Here is a 16,279-nt window from a genome sequence, read left to right as displayed (position 1 = left end):
GGGTTCTCCAGCGTCGAGGTCGAGCGCTTCCGCGTGCCGCTGGCCGTCGTGTCGCCCCACATCGCGGGCGTAGCCGTGCGGTAGAAAAGCCCGCCTGCCGACCTCGAGGTGACGCCTCTGCCATCGTATCTGCCTTTCGTAGGGACACGGCACGCCGTGCTTCTACAGAATCCCAGTCGCATCGCCCTCGAGGGCGTGTCAGACGAGCGCTGATTTTAGAGACCGGGGAAGCTTCGCGGTTGCCACGACGACTATCATCCCGACCCCCACTCTCCGACGCATGGAAACCCTCACGCACGACCAGGTCCGCACGTACTACGGCGAGACGCTCCAGTCCTCCGACGACCTCAAGACGAGCGCCTGCTGCCCGGCCGAGGCCGTCCCCGAGCTCCACAAGCCGATCCTGTCGCTCTTGCCGGACGAGGTCCTGAGCAAGTTCTACGGTTGCGGCTCCCCGATCCCGCCCGCCCTCGAGGGCGCGACGGTCTTGGACCTGGGCTGTGGGACGGGCCGCGACGCGTTCGTCGCTGCGGCCCTCGCCGGACCTCGAGGACGTGTCATCGGGATCGACATGACGGAGGCTCAGATCGAGATCGCCCAGCGTCACCGCGAGGCGGTCGCGGAGGCCCTCGGTCACGAGTCGCCCACGACGGAGTTTCGCCTCGGACTCATCGAGGACCTGTCTGCGGCCGGCGTCCAAGACGAGTCGGTCGACGTCGTGATCTCGAACTGCGTGCTCAACCTGGCGCCTGACAAGGACGTCGTGTTCCGCGAGATCACGCGCGTGCTCAAGACCGGCGGCGAGCTCTATTTCTCCGACGTGTTCGTCGACCGCCGCCTGAGCGACGAGGTCCGCGCCGACGAAGTCCTGGTCGGAGAGTGCCTGGGCGGCGCGCTCTACACCGAGGACTTCCGCCGCACCATGGCGGACCTGGGTTGGGCCGACGTGCGGACCGTCTCCGAGAGCGTCCTCGAGGTCGAGGATCTCGTCCTGCGCGAGAAGCTCGGCAACGCCAATTTCGTCTCGCGCACGGTCCGCGCGTTCAAGCTGCCGGACCTCATCGAGGACCGCTGCGAGGACTACGGTCAGGTCGCGACCTACAAGGGCGGTATCGAGGGGCAGCGCCACGCCTTCATGCTGGACGATCATCACCTGTTCGAGGCCGGACGCCCGATGCAGGTTTGCGGCAACTCGGCCGCGATGGTTCAGGACACGCGCTACGGTCAGTACTTCGAGGTCGTCGGCGACCGCTCGACGCACTTCGGCCTGTTCGATTGCGAGCCCGTCGCGCCGTCCGCCGATGGCGAGCCGAGCGGAAGCTGCTGCTAGGGTTCGCCGTCCTCGAGGGCGACTATCGTGGTGCGGCCTCGAGATCGCCCACCGCACCGCCACGACGGGTCGACAGGACTACGGGCGGTTCGGAAGCCGTGAGTAGCGTTTGATTCTCCTCTCGCTGAATCGTGCGGTCTCTCGCTGTTCTGGCCCTGTGCCTCGTCCTCGCCGCTGCGGATCTCCAGGCTCAGGCATCGTGGCACTCGGCGTCCGTTCGCGTCGTGGACGTCGTGACCGGAGAGCCCATCGAGGGCGCGTCTGTGTACCCGCTCCGGTGTCGCTCCGTCGATGAGCCCGAGACGTGCCACCCGTTCGCCGGCCACAACGGAGATCACGACCTGCGCTGGCTCAGCATCCTGACGAATGAGAGAGGGCGGGCCGACCTCGCCTCGACCTGGACAGGCGTCCACGCGATCCGAATCGAGCACCCAGTCTATTCGCCGGTCCAGATGCCGCCCTACCTCGAGGTCCCGGCGAACCAGCCGCTCCCTCCGGGCGCCAAGCGTCACGTCCCGACGCCGCACTACGAGGTCGCGCTGTTTCCAAAGGGGTGGACACTGCGCGAGGCCACGCGCGACGACGCGTTGATCAACTGGCGCTACTAGCTGCGCCCTCCGCGTGGCGCCGGGCTCGTCCTCGAGGTCGCCCACGCGGGGCTCGTCATTCAGAAAGGCTCATCGAGGACGAGAGCATGACCGCTCGCGTGCCGTCTGGAACCGGCTCAGGGCACCCGCTCCACGGCCCCGCCGCCGATACCGGGCAGATGCTCACCGTCTCGGAGGGGGCGTCGGCTGGGACGCGCCATGTCGTGCATCCTCTGGCATCGGTCTCTGAGGGCGTGTCCGAGACAGTCCGGGCGTACGCGGTACCCAGGGACGCGGGTGTGCTCTCGCTGGTGTACGCCGTCCACGTGATGTGCCGGCCGGCATCGCCCGCGCTTGGAGCCGTCGTGACGCTGCCACGGCACAAGAGCGTCACGACGTCCTCGAGGTCAATCTCTGAGTCTGCGGCAGCGTCGGCTGGTGCCGCAGGCGCGCACGAGGGGAGTCCGAGGGCGAGCACAAACAACAGGAGGTGGTTCGAGCGCATGGGCTTAGAGGGGGCACATTCTCCTACGACACGGGCCTCGCTATCGGACCGTCCGCGCGATGTGTCCGACCTCGAGAGGATGCTGCCGGTGAGAGCGCCTGGCCTTCGCTTGTTACTCGCGAGGTCGGTAGTCTGTGGGGAGCAAGTCCGCGAACCGCTCCCAGTCCCAGTAGCCGTGGCGTACGACGTCCGCGCCGTCGAGCAGCGTCCCGTCGGGGCCGAGCGGGATGCGGTTCTCGCGCGGCGTGAGCCACGACTCTTGGTAGTCCTTCCGTATCGATCGCTCGTCGGGCTCGCCGTGATACGCCACGCTGATCGCCCGGTCGATGACCAGGTCCCACCCGTGCGGCGCGGCCTCAAGGCGGTAGCCGAGCGTGTCCACGTCCGTGCCGAGTAACCGCCGGATATACCACCTCAACGAAGGCTTCGCGCCCGGCTGCGAGACGGATCTCGAGACGAACCCCTCGGCCCCAGCGCGTCCAGCCACGGCCGCGTGTAGAAAGTGACGGAGCGACCCGCGATACGCCCGTTCTCGAGCCTCGAGGACATCCGGTTCGCACAGGGCACATGTGTCCTCGAAGGCGACAATCCCGTCCCACGCCCGCCCTTCGCGGTTGCCTACGAACACCAAGCCGTGTACGGTCACGTCGTAGCCGAGGGCGTCGTTTCGCACGCGGAGTGGCGCCACCGTTGCGGCCTCGAGAAGGGCCGGTCCGGCCTCGAGGTCGATGACCTCTGGGTTGACGAACTCCGTCCGCTCGGCGTTAGGTGTTGTGCCCAGGAACACAGTCGTAAACGAGCGGAGCGCCCGGTGCCAACCGTCGTCTCGGGCCACGACCTCGACGGTCCCGAGTTCGAGCGCTTTCGGTCGTAGGCGGAAGTCCACGTCGAGCACGTCTCCGGGCGCGACCCGCTGCGTCGTCGATGCCGACTCGTAGCCCAGCATCGTCGCCGCCAGTCGTGGCGCTCCCGCGCCGATCTCGAGGACGAACCGGCCGTCGCCGTCGGCCGAGGTCCCGAGCGTCGTTCCAGCCACGACCACGTTTGCCCCGGCCAGCGGCTCGCCCGTCTCGGCGTCCGTCACCGTCCCGAGCACCGTCGCCGGCTGGGCCGCGACGGATGCAGCGAACAGAACGAGCAGGGCGAGAAAGCGGAGCATCAACACTCTAACGGTCCCAACCCCACCGCTTGTTGCCGCCCTCGAGGTCGGCCATCGTCCTCGAGGGCGCTACCCGAACGTGACGATCAGGACGACGAGGGCCACCGCCACGACGGCACCGACGGCCAGCGCGCCCAGGAGCACCTTCATGCTCTGGTTGTCCGGCATGTACGGCGTCCGCTCTTTCGGCGGCGTGACCTCGAGGTCGGTCGGGTCGGCCTCGAGGACGGTGTCGGGCTTAGTCGGCATCGAGGGCGCGTTCGATCAAGAAGGCGAGGTGGTCGCGGTGGGCGCGCGTCTCGGCGTTGCCGTCGGCGTCCTCGAGCAAGTCCTCGATGGCGCGGAGCTGGGCGAGCCCCTGCGTCTGGGCGATCGAGTCGTAGGCGTCCTTCTCGTCGGCCGCGAGGGCCGCGAGGCGCGTGACGTAGTCGACCTGAAGGTTCTGGCGGAACGTGTTGACGTCGCCCTCGAGGTCGGCCGCGAAGATGGCGTCGGTGAGGTCGGTCATGACCTCGGTGAGCGAGTAGTCGTTGCCGTACAAGCGGGCGTCGGTGATCCGTTCGACCGTGTTCGGGTGCGTCAGGTGGTCGAGGACGTTCCGCTGGATGGCGAGCGCGCGGGCGTGGATGCGCGGGTCCTCCGGGGCGGAGAAGAAGTCGAACCCGCGGCGCTGGCGCGCGAGGTAGCCGTAGACGCTGGCCGGCGCGTCGAACGCGTCCGGGGCGAGCAGGCCCTGCGCCACGATCTCCATGGCCCGTCGCTGCGTCTCGGCCGGGACCGGCGTGAACGGCTGGGTCGCGCCCGGCTGTCCCGCCATCGCGCGGTCCACGTAGACGCCGCCGACGTAGCGGCTCGCGACGGCCATCTGGCTGCGGATCTCGCCGGTCAGGACGAGGTAGGCCTGGAGCAGGTCCTGGTAGCTGTCGCCCGGCTGACTGTACTTCGCCAACAACCCGTCGAACGTGTCCTCGACCAGGTCGAGCCGGCGCTCGGCGTAGAGCAACGCGTCGCTCGACATGTCGCCGATGTTGACGCGCGGGTCGATGGCCTTGCCCGGGCTCCGCATATCGTCGGCGTCATTCCCGAAGGCGAGGGCGGGCTCGTTGGAGCGGGCCAGGAGCGCGGCGCGCTCGTCGTCCTCGAGGTCGCCGTAGGCGAAGGTGATGGCCCAGTGGTCGTAGGGGCCGGGGCGCGTCGTGTAGTACGCGCCCTGGCTCTCGCCCGGCGCGGCCACGTTGACGGCCGGGTAGTCCATCACCGAGCCGATCAGCCCGCGCTCCATCGTCAGGTCCCAGTCGGTCGTCTGCTCGTAGGTGAGCATCTGGCTCGACTTCATGTTGTGGTTGAGGCCGAGCGTGTGCCCGATCTCGTGCAGGACGAGGTAGTAGACGCCTTGCTCCACGAGTGCCGCGATCTCCTGCTCCGACGCGCCCCGCGCTTCCAGGGCGGACCGGGCGAGCAGCGTCTGCGCCTGGAGCCGGTGGCCGAGCGAGCAGAACGAGCCGTGGTCTCCGCCCTCGAGGGCGGCCATCGAGGCCTCGCCCAGGTGCAAGCCGGCCGTCTCGAACAGCTCGTCGTACGTCATCCTGTTGCGCAGGAACGTGTACTCGAGCATCACGTCGGCGCCCAGGATCTCGCCCGTACGCGGGTTGACGAACGACGGGCCGTAGCCGCCGAACGGCGGCGTGGGCGAGGACGTCCAGCGGAGCACGTTGTAGCGCAGGTCGCCGGCGTCCCAGTCGGCGTCGTCGGGTTGGACGCGGACCTCGACGGCGCCCTCGAGGCCGGCTGAGGCGAACGCCTCGTTCCAGCGAAGCGACGCGTCGCGGATGGCGTCGCGGTACTCGACCGGCGTCGTGTTCTCGATCCACCAGACGAGCGGCTCCGAGGCGCGGCCGCTCTCGCCCGTGATGCGCCAGCGGTGGACGAGGTCGCGGTACGGCGTGATGTCGGTCGAGGTCAGATCCGTCACCTGGGTCGTGAAGTAGCCCACGCGCGGGTCATCGAGGACGATGTCGTAGCCGTCGTCGGGCATCGCGATCAGGCTGTGCTGCAACGTCACCGCGACCGAGCGGGCGTCCGTGACCGCGTCGCCGCCGCCGTTGAGCGGAGCCGGGTTCTCGTAGACGTAGCGGACGATGGCGTCCGTATTGTCGGGGTAGTTGCGGACCTCGACGATCGCCGTCTTGTCGCTCGACAGGTTGCCCAATCGGAACGCCGTGGGGGGGACGCCAGGCGGCAACGTCGGCTTGACGGGCGCGAGCGCCTCGGTCAGGAACAGGCCGTCGGCCTTGATCAGGATGACGCCGGACGAGTCCTCAGCGACGATGTCCTCGACGGCCAAGACCGCCGGGCTGATGTTGGCCGCGGCGGCGCGGCTGACCGCGTTGGCCTCGTCGAAGTAAAACGACGTGTTCTCTTCCACGAACTCGATCTTGTCGAACCGGCGCTGGATCGTAAAGATGCTGTTGTCGCGGAACTGGCCTCGGAAGTGGCCCCCGACCGGCACGCCGTCGACGACGTGGGTAAAGTAGATAAAGTCCTGGTCGAGCTGGTCCGGCGAGATCGCCATCATCAGCGAGCCCTTTGTCGTGTCCTGGTAGACGGTGAACAGCCCGTCCATCTGGGTGCTCGACGCGACCGTCTTGTCGAACTCGGTGCTGTCAGAGGCCGCGTCACTCGAGGACGACGGGGTCGCGACCATCGTGCCGCTCGAGCAGCCGGCAGCGAGGAGAAGGACGGCGGGGAGGATCAGTCGAAGCATCGGCGCAGAGGATGGACCCTGACACGATAGCTCACGTCGGCTTCAGGAGGCACGCTAAAAATTGCGCATCTCGTTCGCAGACCGATCGACGTGTCCTCGCCGTCTGTCGCCAGAGTCGCGGCGTCCTCGCCCGACGCCTCGGACATCGACGGACTGCGTCGTCCTCGAGGACGGAGCCGTTTGAAGGGCAGCGACCTCGACCGAGCGGCGGCGTGGAACCGGCGACGCGATCGGCCTCGAGAACGCTACGGGCTGATCGGGGCGTTCTCGCTCATCCGCCCGAGTGCCCGGATGTCCTCGCCCGAGACCTCGCGCATCCAGGCTACGGCCTCGGCCGCGAGGTCGGCGACCCGGGCGCCGTAGGAGGAGCGGTAATAGGCGTTGTCATCGCCGTTCAAGACCGCGTACGTCGTCCCGGTCTCGCCGTCGATCAGGACGTAGAGCGAGCGGTCCTCTTGGCCGACGCCTTCGTTGGGTACGAACTCCAAGGCGAACGCGCCGCCGACGTACTCGATCGGCTCGGCCAGAAGGACGGGCTCGGTCGCGAGGGCACTCAGCTTGCTCATTAGTCCAGACTCGACGGCGAACGCGTCCTCGAGGAAGAGGACGACGGCGGGCTGGGTCACGAAGTGGGTCCCGTCCTCGAGGACGGGGTACTCGCCAATCCAGTGCGAGAGTGCCTGGTACGGTGTCGGATCCTTGGTGCCTCGGGAGCTCTCTTTCGAAGACTCCGGCTTGGCGTTGCTAGAAGCCCATGCAGCAGAGGCGTCGCCCTCGAGGGTGCGCGTAGGGGCTCCGTCGTCGAGGGCGGGCGGCGTCGAGCGTTTGGAGCCAGACAGGCTCTCATCATCGGAAGAGAGGACGTCCGTGCTGGAGGGCGCCTCCTCCGCGACGGTGGAGCCGGGTGCGCCTGCGGTTCCGTCGGCGTCAGCCGTGCAGCCGGCGCACACGGTCGCGATCAGGAGCAGGAGCCAGCGGGACATGAGTCGATGCCGATACTGGACAAAGACTAGCCCTCGAGGACGTTCCGAGCGTGGTCCTCGGGAGGTAATCCGGTTCTCCTGTGCGGTGAGGTTCGAGGGCGCTAATCGCGCGGGAGCCAGACCGTCGCACCTTCGAGGTCGATGTAGCCGCGCTTGTCGTCGACGGTCACCTCGGCGAGGCCACCCGCGAAGTCATCGACTTGGTCGAACTCGGGTGCGCGGAGTTGGGTGCCGTCGGGGCGAACGAACGTCCACCGGCCGTCGACCTCGACGGCGGCGCGGTCGCCGACGAAGGCGCGCGCAGAGTCGAACTGCGGTGCGATCTGACGCTCGCCGTTCTCGTTGACGTACTCCCATCGGTTCTCGATGCGCACGGGCGCGAGCCCAGATCCGTAGTCGCCGGCCGAGATAAACGTCTGGCTGTCCAGGAGGCGGTTGTCCTCGAGGTCGATGTATGACCAGCGCTGCCCTTGGCGCACAGCGGCGCGCCCGTCGGAGAAGTCGCGGGCGTCGTCGTAGACGGCGGGGATAACGACCTCGCCCGTCTCGTCGATGAATCCGACTTTCCCGCTTCTCTCGAACCGAGCCCGTCCGTTCTGAAAGTCTCCGACGCTGCTGAACGCGGGGTCAATCGCGACTTGGCCGCCGCGGTCCAGAAAGCCCCACGAGTTGCCGGTCGTCTTGACACGTGCCAGGTTGCCTGAGAAGTCGCGGGCGTCTCGGAGATACGGGTTGACGATAAACGCGCCGTCGGTATCGACGAAGGCCCACCGGCCGTCCAGACGCACGCGAGCGCGGCCGTTGCGCGGGGCGTAGGCCTCATCCGCCTGGACGGAGAAGGCGATTTGGCCGGCCGAGTCGAAAAAGTCCCACACGTTGCGGTTGTTCTCGCGTCGGCGGGCGGGCGTCAAGCCTTCGGCGCCAGATCGGGCCGAGTTGTACCCGTCGAGGTCGACGACGACGCGGCCCGTCCGGTCGATCAGGACGCGGTCGCCGTTCTGGCGAGCCGGAAACAAGCGCTCGCTCGAGTCGAAGTCGGTGGCGTCATCGCTACCGCCGAAGGCGTCGCAGCCGGTGACGGCAAGGAGGGCGATCAGGCAAAAGGCAGAGCGCATCGAGGTCGGAATCAGAATCATGGCTATCGAGTAGGCTCCCAGACGACGTCGCCCTCGAGGTCGACGTAGCCGACGCGCAGGTTGTCGTCGTCCTCGGACCCGGTCGTGACCTGGGCGAGGCCGCCGCGGAACGGCTTGGCGGAGGTGTAGGCCGGGCTCGTGACGATCAGGCCGTCGTCGCGGCGGATGTAGGTCCAGCGGCTGTTGAAGCGGACGGCCGCGCGGCCTTGAGAGAAGGATTCGGCCTGGGCCAGCTTTGGGACGACCAGGAACTCGCCGTCGGCGCCGATAAACGCGGTGCGGCCGTTTTGGCGAACGGCGGCGAAGCCCTCCGAGAACGGCGCCGCGGCCTCGAAGGTGGAGTTGATCGCGATGCGGCCGTCGCGGTCGATAAACTTCCAGACCTCGCTGCCTGACTCGCGGACCGGCGCCAGACCAACGTCCGAGAACGGACCGGCCTCCTCGAACGATCCGCCGAACGCGGCCTCACCGGAGCGCGTGATGTATTGCCAGCCGTTCGAGGTCTGGACCGGAGCGATCCCATCGACGAATGGGCCGGCGGCGGCGAACTGCGGCTCGACCTCGAGGGCGCCGTCCTCGTTGACGTAGCCCCACAGGAAGTCCCGGCGGACCGCTGCGCGCCCGTCGGAGATCGGCTCGGCGCTGTCGTAGCCCGCTTCGCCGACGCGGGCGCCGCTTTGGTCGATGTAGAACCAGCCCTCGCTCGCAGACCGGACCGGCGCGATCCGGCCCCGAAAAGGACCAGCGGCGACGTACTGGGGCTCGACCACGACCGAGCCGTCGGGCCGGGCGTAGCCCCACGACGCGCCCTGGCGGACGGCCGAGAGGCCGCCGAACACCTGGTCCGCGAAGTCGAACCGGGGCGAGGTGACGAGTCGGCCCTCGAGGTCGATGAAGCCCCACTGGCCGTCGAACAGGACGGGGAAGCCCTCGAGGGCGGCGGCGGGATCGTCCCCATCGTCGCTACCGAAGGCGTCGCAGGCAGGCAAGAGCAGAAGGAGCGCCAAGAGCGCGGAGAAGCGAGTCATCAGCGGACGACAGTGATGGTGACGGTCCGAGACGCACGCGGCGTGCGCAGGCGGACCAGGTAGAGACCGGCGGCCAACCCGTCGACCTCGAGGTCGACGTCGGCGACGCCGGCGGGCAGGGCGCGGTCGGCCAGCACGCGGACGGTGCGGCCTTGCAAGTCCACGACCTCGAGAGTGACGAGCGCAGGCTCATCGAGGGCGACCTCGACGCGAGCCCGTGACACGACGGGGTTCGGGGCGACGGACAGGCGCAGGCCTTGGGCCTCGAGGACGTCGCCGGTATCGACGGTGAACGGGTCGGCGACCAGGCCTTGGAGTGGGGAGAAGTCGCCGAGGACGGCGGAGGTGTCCTCGTCCTCGAGGCCGAACCAGTCGCCCAGGACGCTCGCATAGACGCGCCGGAAGTCGACCGACATCGGGAGCGCGTTCTCTCGTGCGTCCAGGTTGGCCAAGACGGACGCGGGGCCGTCGCCGTAGAGGCCGCCGCCGACGCCCGCGCCGAAGACCATCATCGGGGAGGCCTCGGCGTGGTCGGTCCCAGCGGCGCCGTTCTCGTTGGTGGTCCGCCCGAACTCGGAGAACGTCATCGTCAACACGCGCTGACCCTCGGCCTCGAGGTCGGCGTAGAAGGCGCGGACGGAGTCGGCGATCTGGCGCAAAAGGCCGGGCTGGCGGTTGAGCTGGTTCGAGTGCGTGTCGAAGCCGCCGATCGAGACGGCGTACATCTTGGACGGCAGGCCGCCCTTGATGAGACGAGCGACGGAAGCCAACGACGACGCGAGGCCGCCACCGGGGTAGCCTGCCTCGCCGTCGTTCTTACCGGCCTGGGACGCGTTGTAGACGGCGTCGCGGTAGCGCAGGCCCGAGTTATAGATCTCGCGGACGAACCGGAGCTCGTCGCCGGCCAACGTGTTGGGAACGTTGGACTCGTCGTAGAACTGGCCCGTTTGGGCGAGCCGGTCGAACTGGTTCGCGTTGCTAAAGCTCATCCCCAGCGATCCGCCCGAGCCGCGCACCAGCAGCGACGACGCGCCGCCGATCCGAATGGCGACCGGGTAGGGGAGGGGCTCAGAGACGTGGCTGGGGAACGCGCGGTCCACGTAGCGCCCCGTCCAGCCGCTCGAGACCGGCTCGTTGCGGCCCGTGCCCGAGGCCCACACGTCGGTCGACTGGAAGTGGGAGCGGCTGTGGTTCGGGTAGCCCGCCGAGTGGATCACGGCCAGGTCGCCGTCGCCCCACGTGCCTTCGAGGGACGACATCGCCCCGTTCAAGCCGTAGTCGCCGTCCAGCATCATCAAGGACGACCGCGCCTGCCCGATCGAGGGGCGGCGGCGGTAGTACGCGTCGCTCGAGTGCGGGACGACCATGTTCAGGCCGTCGTTGCCGCCGCCAAGCTGGATGATGACCAGCACGCGGTCCGTCTCGCGCTCCCCGAGCGAGCGCAGCAGCGACGTGTGCGACGATGCGCGGACCGTTTGTGCGTTGGCGCCGGTCCCGAGCAGAAACGCTCCCGCGGCGGCGGCCGTCGCGCCGGTCATGAAGTCGCGCCGGGACCAGGCGACGTGGTCGCGGTCGTGGTCGCGGCCGTCCTCGAGGGCGATGGCTCGCTTGGGCGCGGGATGATCGTGGTGGTCGCACATGAGCGGGAGGGGCGTCGGCCTCGAGGGCGGAGTGTGTCGTGCCTGAGATGCGGCGGGGGCCGTCCTCGAGGGCGAGGCTAGACGAGTTGGTATTCGGGCAGGTTGACGAGTGCGGAGAGCAGCTGGCGCAGGCGGTCCCGCGCGGCGCTCTCGCTCGAGACGATGATCTCGGTCCAGAAGCCCTGGCGCTCCTCGCGCGTGTAGGACGTCGGGACGCCATCGAGGACGGTCCGCTCAGCCAGGTCGTCGGCGTCGAGGTCGGACAACGGGATGGCCAACAGGTGCGCGGCCAGGTCGTGCGTCATGCGGTACGGGTCGAACCGGTCCGAGACCTGCTCCACGAGTGGCAGCGGGTCGTAGGTCGGGAAGACGTCGCTGCCGAAGACGGCGTCGTCGGCCAGGCCGCGGCGCTCGGAGATCGTCCCGGTCGTGACCCAGGCGCGGTACTCGAGCGGGTCGTCGTAGCCGGGCCAGCCCTCGACGGACGGCGGGTTCAGAACTTCCTGTCCGATCGACTGGCTCGCGACGCGGAACCGCTCGAGGGCGTCTTGCGACGGCGTCAGGCCGAGTTCGCGCGTCAACCCGATCAGCAGCTCCATCGGCGTCTTGAGCCGCGCGCCGACGACGGCCGAGTCGTAGAAGTGGGCGCTGGTCAGCAACGCGCGGAGCGCCGCCTCGAGGTCGAAGTCCGTCTGGCGCAGGACGCCGGCGAGTGCCTGGACCACGCCCGCGTTCGGCACGGGGTGGACGAACCACGCGTAGAGCTTGCCGGATAGGAAGTGGGCGACGGCGTCGCCGCGCTGGCTAAAGATCAAGTCGACGACGTCGTCGGCGTCCCAAGCGCCCGTCTGGCCGAAGAGCGTTTTGTTGCCGCCGTCGTGGCGTCCGGCCTCGAAGCGGCCCCGGATGCGGCCCTCGTCGACGGTCCAGCCGGTCAGGGCGCGGGCGGCCTCGATGACGTCCTGCTGGGTGTAGTTGGGCGACCCGTCCGGCCCGGTGATGCCCATCGAGAACAGCTCCAGGATCTCACGGGCGTAGTTCTCATTGATGTTGCCCGCCTGGTTCTGGTCGTTGTCCAGGAACCGCAGCATCGCCGGCCGCTCGCCGATGCCTTCCAACAACGGCCGGAACGGCCCGATGGCCCGCTCGCGCAGGAACGTCAGGTACTCGACGGAGAACGCGGCGTGGTAGTAGACAGCCTGGCCGGTCGCGAAGTGGTCGTGCCAAAAGAGGGTCATCTTCTCGCGCAGGCCGCCGTCGGCCATCTCGGCGTACCACGCGCGCTGCCACTCGTAGAGCCGCTGGATGTTGTCGCCGCCGTTGCCCGTCGTGGAGTTCGCCCATCGAGGGCGGTCCGGCAGCGGCCTCGAGGTCGCGTCCTCGATCATGGCGCCGACGGCGCGGTCCGGGGAGCCGGCCACCAAGGCACCGACGACGTCCGGGCGCGAGGCGCCAAAGTGCGTCCGTCGGACCAGGTGGGCGGCCCGGTCCGCGGTCCACGGGCCGGTGTACGGGGTCAGGTCGGCGCGGGCGGTCGTGTGTCGGAGGACCGGCTGGGACCGCGTCAGAAAGGCGCGTCGGTTCATGGCGGGGAGCGTCGGGAGCGGAGCCTGTCTCCGCCTGGGGAAAAGCTATCGGCCGGTTCGCCGCTGTCGTAACCCCCGCTCTGGCCCGATCCGCCCTCGAGGACGAGAGATCCAGGGCGGTGATCTATAAATGCGCAGAACGGAGCCGTTTTGGCCGGTCAAGGCCCGATGGACGTCTGGTGGCGAGCCCTACCCTCAGGCAATCATCAGGCGAGACGGCCGTATTTCGGCGCTCCCGCGGCCGTGTCGCCGCGGTCTGTGAGGGTCAACAGGCGATGACTCTTAAATTCACACCGAGTGATCGTCGCTGTGTACAGCGCGTCCGCGGTCGGTCTCGGACTGATGATTCCGTACCGTCTCCGATCTGTGGTCCGACCTCGAGGTCGGACGTCACGGGCCGGCCACGCCGCCGAGTCCTGCTACTCGTCCTCGAGGCCGAGACCTCGCGCGAGGGCCATGAACCGGTCGTGCAAGGCCGCTCGCTGGTACTGCAAGCCGGAGATGCGCCCACCTTGTCGCCACCGGGCGACCCGGACGCGGACGGCCTTCCAGGTCGCCTGGAACACCTCGGTGAACAAGAGAACCGCCGCGCCACCAAACGCGCTCAGGACGGTCACGAGGATGCCAACGGCCCACGGAGCGCGCGGCATCTCGACGCCCGCCATCACATTCACGCCGTGCGCTGCGAGCACGCCGGCCGTGATCCAGGCGATGGGAAAGAAGGTCAGCCCGCCGAACAGCTTGACGGTCGCGGTATCCTTCTCGGTCTTCGCCACCTTCTTCGCGACGAGCTTGAGCAGCCAGTACGGGGGCACGTTGACGACGGCGCCCAACACGAACAGCGGCGGCAGCAACGCCGCAATCAGAGCGGCTTGCAGCACGGCCGCGGCCACACGACCCGGCGACCCCACGAGTGGCGGCCGGTCGAGGTCGGCGTCGTCCATGCCCATCGTGCGCAGGCCGGCGTCGTAGGCCTCGAGGTCGGACCGCAGCGCGGCGATCTCGTCGGGGTGCGTTTCGCGGCGGACCTGGTAGCCGTCCCAGATCTGGCCGAACCCTTCCGCCCTCGAGGCGACCGTCTCGAGCTCCGGTCGCTCGCCGCGCCGCGCCGCCGCTTCGGCTGTGAGGAGCGTTCGCGCGCGGTGCATGAGGGCGTGCAGCGCCCAGTCATCCGTCGGGTGGACGGTGTCCGTCAGCGCGGCCTCGATGGCCTCGGTGAGCTCGTCGATGCGAGTGTCTTCGGCCTCGAGGTCGAACGCGTCGAGGTCGAGGGGCGCGTGGTACTCGATCAAGACGTCGGTGCGGAAGACGTCTTTGTCCTGGTAGTGCAGCCCGACGGGCACGATGGCGGGTGGAGGTCCCTCGGTCGTCGCGTCGAGCGCCTGGAGGTAGAGCCGCGCCGCGCCGGAGCGGACCTCGGACAGGTGCGGGTTGTCGTGGCTGACGCCCTCGGGAAACAGCGCCGAGTACGAGCCGGTCGCGATCTCGGTCGCGAGCGCGCCCAAGCTTTTGGCGTTCGCTGCTCGTCGCTCCTCGACGCTCATGCCCTCTTGGTCCACGGCGCGGTAGATCGGGACGGTCCCCAGCCCCCGCATCATCGGCCCGACGATGGGCCACCGCAAGAGCCCGTCCCTCGCACCGAACACGACCTGGCCCGGAAACGACGACAGGATCAGAGCCGGGTCGATGAGTCCGTTGGGGTGCCACGCGACCAGCAAGCCGCCCCGGTCGAGCGGGACGTGCTCGGTGCCCTCGACCGTGACGTCGCGGTAGAACAGCTTGACGATCGTGCGGACGATGCCGCGCAGGAATCGGTAGAGCTGTGACGGCTGGTCCATGCCCTCAGGCTACCACCGCCGCCCTCGAGGGCGCGACCGGACGTGGGGCTCTGGCCTCGAGGACGAATCGGGCGCCGCTGTCCGGCCTCGAGGCCAGCTACTCGTCGCCGCGGTGCTCGTCGAACCAGGCCAGGATGTACGCCACCTTGGCCGCGAGCTGGCTGGGCCGGTTCGCGATGTTGTGCGAGGCACCGGGGATCTCGACGTAGGCGGTCGGTACGTCGCGCAGGCGCAGGGCGTGGTAGAGCTGGAGGGCCTCGGAGGGCGGCGTCCGCCGGTCGCTCGTCCCGACCATCACCATCGTCGGCGTGGACACGTTGCCGACGACCGAGATCGGCGACTCGTTCCAGTACGCCATCGGGTTCTCCCAGGGCTGGCCGGGGTAGCGGTACTCGGCGTAGCCGTAGTAGTTGTCCGCCACCAGCGTCTTCGAGATCCAGTTCACGACGGGCTTGACGACGGCCGCCGCCCGGAAGCGGTCGGTGTTGCCGACCATCCAGGCCGTCATGACGCCGCCGGCGCTCCCGCCGGTCACGTAGAGCGAGTCGGGGTGGACGCCTCCCGCCGCGATCACGGCGTCGACGCCGGCCATGACGTCGTGGTAGTCGTCGCCGGGGTAGTCGTGGTAGAGCGCGTCGGCGAAGGCCTCGCCGTAGCCGGTGCTCCCGCGCGGGTTGGGGTAGAACACGACGTAGTCGTCGGCGGCGAACAGCTGGACCTCGGCCGAGAACTGCGGTCCGTAGGCCGCGATCGGGCCACCGTGGTTCTCGACCAGCATCGGGTACTGCCGCCCCGGCTCGGCGTTGGGCGGGCGGACGATCCAGCCTTGAATCTCGAGCCCGTCCGGCGCCTGCCACGTGATCTCCTCGACGTCGCCCAGGGAACGGTGATCCAGCAGGTCGCTGTTCAGGTCCGTCAGCACGCGCGTCTCACCGCCCTCGAGGACGGCCACGTCCGACGGGCGCAGGGCCGTTCCGTGCGTGAATGCGACCACACCCGCGTCCGATACCGAGTACGCCCCACTCGTGTACGGCCGCCCGATGGCGAGCCCGCCCAACGCGTCCGTCATCTCCGTGATCTCGCCCTCGAGGCCGACCCGCATGAGGCGGTTCATGCCGCGGTCGAGGTACGTCGCGTAGATGTGGCCGTCGGCGCCCCAGGTGATGTTGCCGAGGCTCCGATCCAAGTCGCCCGCGATCACCCGTGCCGCGCCGCCCTCGAGGTCGCGGACGGAAAGCCGGGTGTTCTGGAACGTGCGGACGCGGTCGTCGAAGCCGAGGTACGCCACGCGCCGGCCGTCGGGCGAGACGACGGGGCTGCGGTCCGGCCCGTCGCGGTCGGTCAACGCGACCGTCGTCCCGTCCTCGAGGTCGACGCGGTGCAACTCGGAGGCGCGGAAGTCGAGCTCCCAGTTTTCTTGGCGGTTGGCGGAGAACACCAGGCCGCTCCCGTCGGGGAGCCAGTCGAAGTCCGGCCCGTGCTGGTAGTCGCCCGTCGTGACCTGGCGCGGCGTGCCGCCCTCGGCCGGGATGACGAACAGGTGCCGGAAGCCGGGCTCGATGTCGCCGGAGCCGTCGGCCTCGTGGTTGACGCGGCGGATGACACGAGGTTTGTCAGCCCACTCAGCGCCGCGCGGGGCGGACGGGAGGGTGACGTCGAGCGTCGGGTAGGGCTCGGGGACCAGCATCGAGAACGCCAACATCGTCCCGTCGGGCGACCACGC

The 16,279-nt window shown here is 68.9% G+C and carries 14 protein-coding genes; 2 read left to right on the top strand and 12 right to left on the bottom strand.

All coding sequences use genetic code 11. The features are described from left to right. On the bottom strand, positions 1–182 hold a 182-nt coding region (locus WBA11_RS08555; RefSeq protein WP_424520279.1), incomplete at its 3' end, for a hypothetical protein. 98 nt (positions 183–280) lie between these two features. Here WBA11_RS08555 and WBA11_RS08550 point away from each other — a divergent pair. Together WBA11_RS08550 and WBA11_RS08545 are read left to right on the top strand one after the other, a co-directional pair. Continuing rightward, positions 281–1,330, top strand: coding sequence for a methyltransferase domain-containing protein (locus WBA11_RS08550; protein ID WP_424520278.1), 1,050 nt, complete (start codon positions 281–283; stop codon positions 1,328–1,330). Positions 1,331–1,461: 131 nt separating this feature from the next. Beyond that, positions 1,462–1,938 carry a hypothetical protein gene (locus WBA11_RS08545; RefSeq protein ID WP_424520277.1) on the top strand — a complete coding sequence of 159 codons (477 nt, stop codon included), beginning with the start codon at positions 1,462–1,464 and terminating at the stop codon, positions 1,936–1,938. A 55-nt stretch (positions 1,939–1,993) separates the two neighbouring features. Here the strand turns inward: WBA11_RS08545 and WBA11_RS08540 are convergent, their stop codons facing one another. The 11 genes from WBA11_RS08540 to WBA11_RS08490 form a co-directional block, all read right to left on the bottom strand. Continuing rightward, positions 1,994–2,422 (bottom strand): hypothetical protein, encoded by a 429-nt coding sequence (locus WBA11_RS08540; RefSeq protein ID WP_424520276.1) that lies wholly within the window; start codon positions 2,420–2,422, stop codon positions 1,994–1,996. 112 nt (positions 2,423–2,534) lie between these two features. Further along, positions 2,535–3,581 (bottom strand): carboxypeptidase-like regulatory domain-containing protein, encoded by a 1,047-nt coding sequence (locus WBA11_RS08535; RefSeq protein ID WP_424520275.1) that lies wholly within the window; start codon positions 3,579–3,581, stop codon positions 2,535–2,537. Between the two features lie 69 nt (positions 3,582–3,650). Beyond that, positions 3,651–3,830, bottom strand: a complete 180-nt coding sequence (locus tag WBA11_RS08530) for a hypothetical protein (RefSeq protein WP_424520274.1) — start codon at positions 3,828–3,830, stop codon at positions 3,651–3,653. After that, complete coding sequence (locus WBA11_RS08525) at positions 3,820–6,345, bottom strand: zinc-dependent metalloprotease (protein WP_424520273.1); 2,526 nt, start codon at positions 6,343–6,345, stop codon at positions 3,820–3,822. The genes WBA11_RS08530 and WBA11_RS08525 overlap by 11 nt, the downstream gene beginning before the upstream one ends. Before the next feature lie 245 nt (positions 6,346–6,590). Then, positions 6,591–7,328 carry a hypothetical protein gene (locus WBA11_RS08520; RefSeq protein WP_424520272.1) on the bottom strand — a complete coding sequence of 246 codons (738 nt, stop codon included), beginning with the start codon at positions 7,326–7,328 and terminating at the stop codon, positions 6,591–6,593. Positions 7,329–7,429: 101 nt separating this feature from the next. Further along, on the bottom strand, positions 7,430–8,464 hold the full coding sequence (locus WBA11_RS08515) for a WG repeat-containing protein (protein ID WP_424520271.1): 1,035 nt from the start codon (positions 8,462–8,464) through the stop codon (positions 7,430–7,432). Between the two features lie 2 nt (positions 8,465–8,466). Beyond that, a complete protein-coding gene (locus tag WBA11_RS08510; RefSeq protein WP_424520270.1) occupies positions 8,467–9,492 on the bottom strand; it encodes a WG repeat-containing protein in 1,026 nt (341 codons plus the stop codon). Then, positions 9,492–11,132 (bottom strand): DUF1501 domain-containing protein, encoded by a 1,641-nt coding sequence (locus WBA11_RS08505; protein ID WP_424520269.1) that lies wholly within the window; start codon positions 11,130–11,132, stop codon positions 9,492–9,494. The genes WBA11_RS08510 and WBA11_RS08505 overlap by 1 nt, the downstream gene beginning before the upstream one ends. 77 nt (positions 11,133–11,209) lie before the next feature. Next, a complete protein-coding gene (locus WBA11_RS08500; RefSeq protein ID WP_424520268.1) occupies positions 11,210–12,718 on the bottom strand; it encodes a DUF1800 domain-containing protein in 1,509 nt (502 codons plus the stop codon). A gap of 419 nt (positions 12,719–13,137) precedes the next feature. Beyond that, entirely contained in the window at positions 13,138–14,556 is a 1,419-nt protein-coding gene (locus WBA11_RS08495; protein ID WP_424520267.1) for a 1-acyl-sn-glycerol-3-phosphate acyltransferase, read from the bottom strand. A 97-nt stretch (positions 14,557–14,653) separates the two neighbouring features. Then, a partial coding sequence (locus WBA11_RS08490) for a S9 family peptidase (protein WP_424520266.1) occupies positions 14,654–16,279 on the bottom strand: 1,626 nt, incomplete at its 5' end.

Source organism: Rubrivirga sp., assembly GCF_049648075.1.
Lineage (GTDB): Bacteria > Bacteroidota > Rhodothermia > Rhodothermales > Rubricoccaceae > Rubrivirga.
Note: the sequence above shows the minus strand (reverse complement) of the source record. Positions and strands in the feature narration are given on the sequence as shown.

Bases quoted from the DNA above. Each gene is read 5' to 3' on its own strand.
- WBA11_RS08540 (WP_424520276.1), bottom strand. From the start codon at position 2,422: ATGCGCTCGAACCACCTCCTGTTGTTTGTGCTCGCCCTCGGACTCCCC.
- WBA11_RS08535 (WP_424520275.1), bottom strand. From the start codon at position 3,581: ATGCTCCGCTTTCTCGCCCTGCTCGTTCTGTTCGCTGCATCCGTCGCG.
- WBA11_RS08525 (WP_424520273.1), bottom strand. From the start codon at position 6,345: ATGCTTCGACTGATCCTCCCCGCCGTCCTTCTCCTCGCTGCCGGCTGC.
- WBA11_RS08505 (WP_424520269.1), bottom strand. From the start codon at position 11,132: ATGTGCGACCACCACGATCATCCCGCGCCCAAGCGAGCCATCGCCCTC.
- WBA11_RS08520 (WP_424520272.1), bottom strand. From the start codon at position 7,328: ATGTCCCGCTGGCTCCTGCTCCTGATCGCGACCGTGTGCGCCGGCTGC.
- WBA11_RS08550 (WP_424520278.1), top strand. From the start codon at position 281: ATGGAAACCCTCACGCACGACCAGGTCCGCACGTACTACGGCGAGACG.
- WBA11_RS08530 (WP_424520274.1), bottom strand. From the start codon at position 3,830: ATGCCGACTAAGCCCGACACCGTCCTCGAGGCCGACCCGACCGACCTC.
- WBA11_RS08500 (WP_424520268.1), bottom strand. From the start codon at position 12,718: ATGAACCGACGCGCCTTTCTGACGCGGTCCCAGCCGGTCCTCCGACAC.
- WBA11_RS08510 (WP_424520270.1), bottom strand. From the start codon at position 9,492: ATGACTCGCTTCTCCGCGCTCTTGGCGCTCCTTCTGCTCTTGCCTGCC.
- WBA11_RS08515 (WP_424520271.1), bottom strand. From the start codon at position 8,464: ATGATTCTGATTCCGACCTCGATGCGCTCTGCCTTTTGCCTGATCGCC.
- WBA11_RS08495 (WP_424520267.1), bottom strand. From the start codon at position 14,556: ATGGACCAGCCGTCACAGCTCTACCGATTCCTGCGCGGCATCGTCCGC.